Consider the following 8,705-nt stretch of genomic DNA (forward strand, 5'->3'; position numbering starts at 1 on the left):
TCTAGTATAAAATTAAAAATGGCTAATTATATCTTGTCTAAGGACATAAGTACTAATGCCAGGCAAGCGGATTTGGTTACTTTGTCTAAAGCAAAAAGAATTGGAATATTATTCGATGCTAAATCTGTAGATGCAGTTAGTCAAATAAAATTATTATTAAATTATTTTCTTAAGAAGAATATTGATGTAGAGATATTAGGTTTTGTTAAGGATAATAAGATGGGTTCACATCACTTGTCTACTTTGCATATTAATTATTTTAATTTAAAAGATGTTAGTTTATTTGGTGTTCCAAAATCAAAAAAAACAAATGATTTTTTAATCAAGCCATATGATATTTTAATCAATTTGTCTTTAGATAATAGTTTTGCTACAAAGTATTTATCATTTAAAAGTAATGCCAAATTTAAAATAGGTGTCTTCAGAAAACATGAGTTTTTGAAATATGATTTATCATTTAAATTAAAAATTAAATCTATCAATTATATGATTGAACAATTAACTTATTATCTAGAATTAATAAATAAAAATAATGAGAAACAATAAACTATTAGGAACTGGTGTTGCTTTAATTACACCTTTTAAAGAAGACTATACAATCGACTATCAATCATTAGAGAGATTAATCGAGCATTTAATAGAAAAAGAAATTAATTATTTGGTGGTTATGGGAACTACTGCTGAATCTGCTACATTAAACTATGATGAGCAAAATGAAATATTAAGTTTTGTAAAAAAAATTGTTAATAATAGATTGCCTCTTGTATTTGGTTTAGGAAGTAATAATACTACTCAATTAGTCAATAGAATTCATAATATGAATTTTGATGGGGTTGAGGCTATTTTGTCTGTTTCACCTTATTACAATAAACCTAATCAAACAGGTATATTTAATCACTATGATATTATTGCTAAAAATTCGCCAGTTGACATTATCATTTATAATGTTCCTAGTAGAACAGCAATTAATATAGAGCCTGACACCGTAGAAAAACTAGCTCTAAAACATAAAAATATAATTGGGATCAAAGAGGCATCAGGAGATATTAATAATTGTATGGAATTAGTGTCAAGATGCCCAGATGATTTCATGATTATTTCAGGAGATGATAAAATGACTTATCCAATTATGTCATTAGGAGGTGTTGGTGTGATATCTGTTCAGGCTATGGCATTTCCAAAGCTTTTTACTACAATGGTAAACTCTTGTCTTCAATCAAAATACAATACTGCTAAAAATAAACATTATGAGCTATTAAAAAGTGTTGATTTATTCTATATTGATGGTAATCCTGCAGGTATTAAAGAAGCTTTATTTTTTAAGAATATTTGTAATTCTAGTCAAGTTCGATTACCATTGGTTAAAATGGATCTAGATAATGCAAAAAAATTACACCTCTTATTATAATAATAATGAATATTTTTTGTTGTTATTATTGTTAGGAAAAACATTATTTAATAGTTTTGAATTGATTTAAATTTTAATAAATAATTAAATAGAAATGATACAAAAAGATATAGAAATAATTGATCAAAAGATTTCACAAGAAAGTGCATTTGTGGATGATCTGTTCTCAGAAATAAACAAGGTTATAGTGGGTCAGCAGCCAATGATAGAACGTTTATTAATAGGTCTTTTAGGTTCAGGTCATGTTTTATTAGAAGGTGTGCCTGGATTAGCTAAGACTTTAGCAATCAAAACTTTGTCACAAGCAATAAAAGGAGATTTTAATAGAATTCAGTTTACTCCTGATTTGTTACCATCTGATGTTATAGGAACATTAGTTTATAATATTAAAGACGGGGATTTTAGTATTAAAAAAGGACCAATTTTTTCAAATTTTATTTTAGCTGACGAAATTAATAGAGCACCTGCAAAAGTACAAAGTGCTCTACTAGAAGCTATGCAGGAAAAACAAGTAACTATAGGTGATCAAACATACTTTTTAGATGAACCATTTTTGGTTTTAGCAACACAGAATCCTGTTGAGCAAGAGGGAACATATCCTTTACCTGAAGCTCAGACAGATAGATTTATGTTGAAAACGATTATAAATTACCCTAACAAGGAAGATGAGAAAATCATCCTTAGAAATAACATCAATAATACTCAACACAAAATTAAACCTGTCGTTTCTGTTAAAAAGATATTAAGTGCAAGAACTTTAATTAATGATATATATATGGATCAAAAGATTGAAAATTATATTATTGATATAGTTTTTGCCACTAGATCCCCCCAGGATTATAATTTAAAAGAGATTAAAAATCTAATTAATTTTGGTGCTTCACCTAGAGGTAGTATTAATTTAGCTAAAGCTGCTAGAGTACATGCTTTTATTAAAAGAAGAGGGTATGTGACCCCGGAAGATGTAAGAAGTGTATGTCATGATGTATTAAGACATAGAATTGGGTTGACTTATGAGGCTGAAGCCGAAAATATTACTTCAGAAGATATAATTGATAAAATTTTAAATACAATTGAAGTCCCATAAATGGAAACAGTAGATCTTTTAAAAAAAGTCCGTAAGATTGAAATTAAAACTAAGAAGTTAACTAATAATTTTTTTACAGGACAATATCACAGTGCTTTTAAAGGGAAGGGTATGGTTTTTAGTGAGGTTCGTAAATATGTTCCTGGAGATGATGTACGTGATATTGATTGGAATGTTACAGCCAAACTTTCCGAGCCTTATGTTAAAGTATTTGAAGAAGAAAGAGAGTTGACTATGGTTTTAATGGTTGATATTTCAAGTTCTCAATTGTTTGGTTCATTCGATAGTTTAAAGAAAGATTTACTAGTTGAAATTTGTGCTGTATTAGCTTTTTCTGCTATGCAGAATAATGATAAAGTAGGTGTTATTTTTTTTACTGATGAAATAGAATTGTTTATTCCCCCTAAAAAGGGGAAAAAACATATTTTAAGAATTATCAGAGAACTAATTAATTTTAAACCAAAAGGTGTCAAAACTAATATTGCTAATGCCTGTGAGTATTTAAATAATGTAATTAAGAAAAAATCTATTGTTTTTATTTTGTCAGATTTTATTGATGATAATTTTGCTCAATCTTTAAGTTTAGTTTCTAAAAAACATGATTTAAGTGGTATAAGAATATTTGATGATTTGGAACAAAATCTTCATTCATTAGGTTTGGGCCTATTTTGGGACCCTGAAAATAAAGATTATAATTGGATTGATACATCTGATAAATTAGTTAATGATTCAATACAATTATTTTACAATGAAAAATGTAAATATTTTCGCGACTCATTTTTAAAAACAGGATCTTCAGTTGTTAATATTTCTACATCAGATTCATATGTTATCAAGTTATTAGAGTTATTTAAAAATAAATGAAGCAGTTATATATATTATTTTTTGTATCGCTTTCACTTTTTTCTCAAAACATTGTGTTAGATGTTGATACCAATCTATTGCGAATCGGAGAGCAATTTAATGTTACTATGAATTATTTTAGCATTGATTCTCTTGATATAAATTTAAATCAAGCAGAAAATTTATTTGATGAATTTGAGGTGTTGAAAGAGTCAGGCTTAGAAAAAATGTTTGATATTGATACATTCTTTTATAAAAATTATTTACTAACATCATTTGATACTGGTATTTTTATTTTATCTCCAAAAATTATTACACAACAAAATTTAGATACTTTGTCTGTAAATCCAATTTCAATTACATTTTTACCTGTTGAGCTGGATAGTGCAAATAAATTTTTTGATATTAAGCCTCCAAAGGACGTTCCTTTTAAATTAAAAGAATTACTAGGTTATAAGTACGTTTTTTTGATATTGTTATTGATACTTTTAATATACTATTTTACTTATAAATATGTATTTAAAACTTCTAATATACAAGAGAGTAGGGAGGTTATAAAAATCCCTGTTGATATTTATTATTTAAACAAAATTAAAGAGTTAAGTTCAAAAAAATATCTTGAAGAAGATAAATTTCAATTATATTATACTAGATTATCAGAAATTTTGCGAGGATATTTAGAGCATAGATTTGATATTCCTGCTCTTGAATCTAGTACATATGATTTAAAATTACTTTTAAGAAATATTAATATAAATGAAGAGTGGCTAAATGATTTTTTAAGAGTCGGGGACTTAGTTAAATTTGCAAAAGGTCTGCCATCAAAGAAAGTTAGCGAAAGTTTCTTAAAATCTGTTAAATTATTTATTAAGGCAAATAAGATTAAACCAGTTGAAGAGAATATTAATGATATAAATTTATAATTATTAAAATGACTTTTTTAAATCCTCAATTTTTTTGGCTTTTTATATTTATCCCATTGATGTTTTTAATGTTTTATTTTAGAAATAAGAATATATACTCTTCAATTCTCTTTCCACTTCCAGTTAAAAATATTAAAAGTATTAAAACTAGACTGTATCCGATTTTATTTTTATTTCGTTTAATGGTTGTTATATTAATAATTTTTGCATTAGCAAGACCACAAACTACTCAAGTAAGTACCGATACCTTGAAAAAAGAGGGTATTGATATTATGATTGCTATGGATGTTTCTAGTAGTATGTTAGCTGAAGATTTCAAACCTAATAGACTTGAAGCTGCTAAAGAATTAGCTGTAGAATTTATAAAGCGTCGAAAAAATGACAGAGTAGGACTTGTTATTTACTCTGGAGAAAGTTTTACACAATGCCCTTTAACTACTGATCATGACATAGTAATTAATATGATGAATAGTGTGCAGACTGGTTTAATGGATGATGGTACAGCTATTGGGTTAGGTTTAGCTAACTGTGTAAATAGACTAAAAGAGAGTAAGGTGGAAAGTAAAATTATTATTTTACTAACTGATGGTGAAAATAATTCTGGATTTATAGATCCAGTTACAGCTGCTTCTATTGCAAGACAAAGCGAAATTAAAACATATACTATTGGAGTTGGTTCTTATGGTACTGCACCATATCCTACAAAGGATATGTTCGGTAGATCAGTTTATGTCGATGTTCCAGCTAATATTGATGAGGACATGCTGAGGGTTGTGGCTGATACAACTGGAGGAATTTATTTTAGAGCAGATAATAAAATTGAACTTGCTAATGTTTATAAAGAAATCGAGTCGTTGCAAAAAACAGAAATTGAAGAAATAAAATATTATAACGTGACAGAAAAATACTTTTTATTTTGTGTTTTTGCATTTTTGTTTTTCTTCATTGAGATAATATTAAATTACTCATATTTTAAAAGAATTATTTAATGGATTTTACACAGCCTCAATTATTGTATTTAATTTTTTTAATTATTCCATTAATGATACTTTTTAGTAGTTATTTTATTTGGAAAAAAAATATTATTTCGAAAACTTTTAGTCACAATATTTTTCTGCAAATTGCACCTAATTATAGTTCAGGATTAAATATTATTCATTTTACACTTAAATTACTAGCAATTTTATTTTTAATAATTGCTTTATCCGGGCCTAGAATTGGCACAAAAATTAAATCAATTAAAAGAGAAGGGGTAGATGTTGTTTTTGTTTTAGATGTTTCTAAAAGCATGTTGGTGGAAGATGTAGCTCCTAATAGATTATTAAAGTCATTACAAATAGTTTCTAAATCTATTGATAATTTGATTTCGGATAGGGTGGGTATTATTGTTTATGCTGGTCAAGCATATCCTTTGATGCCACTATCTTTTGATTATTCTATGGCAAAATTGCTTATTCAAACTATTGACACAGATATTGTTCCTTCTCAGGGAACGGATGTAAGTAGTGCTTTAATGTTAGCAGAATCTTTTTTTGATCAAGAAGAAAAAAGTAAAATTTTATTTATTATTTCCGATGGTGAGGATCATGAAGGTAATTATAATTCAGAGATTGAAACATTGACTACTAATAATATCATTATTAGTAGTATAAATATTGGAACAGATTCTGGTGGGCCAATACCAATAAGAAATAACGGAAACGTTAATTATAAAAAAGATAAAAATGAGAATGTAATTATTTCAAAATCTAATTCAAAAATGCTTTCTTCATTAGCTTCCATGTCAAAAGGAGGTTTTATAAAAACTATGCAAACCAATGATGCTGTTGAGTTTGTTCTTGATAATATGACTTCCTTAGATAAAAGTTTTTCTGAGGAGAAATTCTACTCTGATTATGAAGATCAGTATCAGTGGTTTTTGGGTTTTGCATTATTCTTTATTATAATTGATTTTTTCTTGACAAGAAAGAAAATTAAATTTATTGATAAAATAATTAAAAGATGATGAGATATTTTGTGCTTTTAATCATATTATTTAGTTTCAACTTTGTTTTTTCTCAAAGTGACAGAAAGCATGCTAGAGATGGTAATAAAAATTATTTTGATAGTTTGTTTATCAAATCAGAAGTAGATTATAGAAAAGCATTAGCTAAAAACCCCTCTTTTGAAGAAAGTAAGTTTAATTTGTCAAATAGTTTGTTTAAACAAAATAGATTTGAGGAGTCAGAAGTTATTTTAAAGGATATCATAAGTCATTCTTTAGATAGTTTATTGAAATCCGAAGCTTATTATAATTTGGGAAATAATTTTTTACAACAACAAAAATTACAAGAAGCTATTGATTCATATAAAAATTGTTTACGTATTAAACCTGATGATGAACAAGCTCGATATAATTTATCTAAATCATTAGATTTGTTAAATAAACAACAGAATCAGGAACAAGACCAGGAACAAGACCAGGAACAAGACCAGGAGCAAGACCATGAACAAGACCAAAATTCAGGTCAAACTGATGGTGATGATGATGAGAATGATAATAATGATCAAAGTGATCAGCAGGATGAAAATCAATCGAATCAATCTAATTCTCAAAATCAATCTGATTCACAACAGAAAAAAGAACAATCTATTGATCAAGGTTTTAAGGATGGAGAACTATCTAAAGAAGACATTGAAAGAATACTTCAAGCTCTTGATAGAGAGGAAAAGAAAGTGCAAGAAAAAATGAAAAAGTTAAATTTGACAAATAAAAAGAAACAATTAGAAAAAGATTGGTGATTATGTTTAGAAGAATACTAATTATATCATTATTATTGTTTCAATTCTTAATGTCTCAAACATTTGAGGTTACACTCAGTGATAATGTAATAGGTCTTAACGATTCTTTTGAAATCACTTTTGTCTTAAATGATAAAGGGTCTAGCTTTACACCTCCAAGTTTTTCTGAGGATTTTTATGTTTTAAGTGGTCCAAGCCGCTCAAGTAGTACACGTATTATTAATGGTTCTATGAGTCAAGAATCAAGTTATAAATATGTTCTTAGACCTAAAAAAGTCGGTGTGTTTACTATACTTCCAGCAAATATTAAGGTTAAGGGTAAAACTATTGGAACACGTCCTATTACAATTCAAGTAAATAAAGCATCTAAATCTAAACAGTCAGATACTCCCTATGCTATTGCTTCTAAAAAAATACATCTTGATGTTAGGAGCAATAAAACAACTTGTTTTATTGGAGAACCAATTGTTTTAACTTATACAATTTATTTTAACCTTAATATTGCAAACCTTAATCCTAAAAAAATAGAATATAATGGTTTTTGGACTGAAAGTATAGACGTGAAAACAAATACCAAACAGTCTAGATATAATGGTCAACCTTATAATTCAGCTGTAATTAAACAGATTGTTTTGATTCCACAAACCAAGGGTCGACAAGCCATACCTCCCCTTGATGTTGATTTAGTTGCAAGCATACCGACTGATAAAAGAGATTTTTTTGGCTTACCAACAACTCAAAATATTGATTTTAATGTAGTTTCTAACAGTATTTCTATTAATGTATTGGATGTTCCCGAAAGTGGAAAGCCAAAAGACTTTTCTGGTGCAGTTGGACAATTTGATTTGGATGTTATACTTTCAAATGACTCTATTAATGTAAATGAATCTACATCACTTAAAATCATTGTTTCCGGAAAGGGTAATCTGAATTTACTTACTACACCACAAATTGTTCTGAATAATGATTTAGAAGTATATGATCCTAAAAGTCAGGATTTAATTCGTGTAAATCAAAAAGGTATTTCTGGAAAAAAAATAGAGGAATACTTAATTGTGCCTAGATTTAAAGGTGACTATTATATCGATCCTGTTGAATTTTCATTTTTTGATACACAAAAAAAGCAATATGTAACACTAAGAGTAGATGAGATAAATCTAAATGTTTCAAGCTCTAAATTCTCTAGTGATGACTCTTCCTTTCAGTCAAACTTTCAAAAAGAACAGATAGATGTAATTAATGATGATATAAAGTTTATTAAGACAAAATATAAAAATCAAAACTTAAAATATAAATTTCATAAATCAACATTATTTATTATTCTTTTAATTTTACCCCTTGTATTTGTGTTTTTTGTTATTTTAATTAAACTTGATATCATTACTCTAGATGGGCTTTTCCCACTTGATGTAATTAAAGAAGTCTCTAATAAGCTTGAGTTTTCAAAAACATTATTAAAAGAACAAAAAATAGGTCAATTTCATACTTCTTTAATAGAAGTTCTATTTTATTATTTACAGAATAAATTAAACATGAAGAAAGGTGAGTTGACAGCCGACAATATTTCTCAAAGATTATTATCTAATGGAGTAGATAAATCATATGTTAATGAGTATTTAAAACTTCTTGATAGTTTGCAGTCATATAAATATTCTTTATCAAA

9 protein-coding genes are annotated in these 8,705 nt (G+C 27.2%); all 9 read left to right on the plus strand.

Going from position 1 to position 8,705, the window contains the following annotated elements:
- The first annotated feature begins 18 nt into the window (after positions 1-18).
- Complete coding sequence (locus CBD51_000530) at positions 19-546, plus strand: hypothetical protein (protein RPG60703.1); 528 nt, start codon at positions 19-21, stop codon at positions 544-546.
- Positions 533-1,408, plus strand: coding sequence for a 4-hydroxy-tetrahydrodipicolinate synthase (locus CBD51_000535; GenBank protein RPG60704.1), 876 nt, complete (start codon positions 533-535; stop codon positions 1,406-1,408). Before CBD51_000530 ends, CBD51_000535 begins: the two co-directional genes overlap by 14 nt.
- Before the next feature lie 94 nt (positions 1,409-1,502).
- Entirely contained in the window at positions 1,503-2,495 is a 993-nt protein-coding gene (locus CBD51_000540) for a MoxR family ATPase (GenBank protein ID RPG60705.1), read from the plus strand.
- A complete protein-coding gene (locus tag CBD51_000545) occupies positions 2,496-3,359 on the plus strand; it encodes a DUF58 domain-containing protein (protein ID RPG60706.1) in 864 nt (287 codons plus the stop codon). It abuts the gene before it with no gap.
- A complete protein-coding gene (locus CBD51_000550; GenBank protein ID RPG60707.1) occupies positions 3,356-4,261 on the plus strand; it encodes a hypothetical protein in 906 nt (301 codons plus the stop codon). Before CBD51_000545 ends, CBD51_000550 begins: the two co-directional genes overlap by 4 nt.
- Positions 4,262-4,269: 8 nt before the next feature.
- Positions 4,270-5,250, plus strand: coding sequence for a VWA domain-containing protein (locus tag CBD51_000555; GenBank protein RPG60708.1), 981 nt, complete (start codon positions 4,270-4,272; stop codon positions 5,248-5,250).
- Positions 5,250-6,266: a VWA domain-containing protein gene (locus CBD51_000560; GenBank protein ID RPG60709.1), complete on the plus strand. Its 1,017-nt coding sequence runs from the start codon at positions 5,250-5,252 to the stop codon at positions 6,264-6,266. The genes CBD51_000555 and CBD51_000560 overlap by 1 nt, the downstream gene beginning before the upstream one ends.
- Positions 6,263-7,042 carry a tetratricopeptide repeat protein gene (locus CBD51_000565; protein RPG60710.1) on the plus strand — a complete coding sequence of 260 codons (780 nt, stop codon included), beginning with the start codon at positions 6,263-6,265 and terminating at the stop codon, positions 7,040-7,042. The genes CBD51_000560 and CBD51_000565 overlap by 4 nt, the downstream gene beginning before the upstream one ends.
- 2 nt (positions 7,043-7,044) lie before the next feature.
- The coding region (locus tag CBD51_000570; protein RPG60711.1) for a protein BatD at positions 7,045-8,705 on the plus strand (1,661 nt) is incomplete at its 3' end.

It is taken from the genome of Flavobacteriales bacterium TMED191 (genome assembly GCA_002171975.2).
Lineage (GTDB): Bacteria > Bacteroidota > Bacteroidia > Flavobacteriales > TMED113.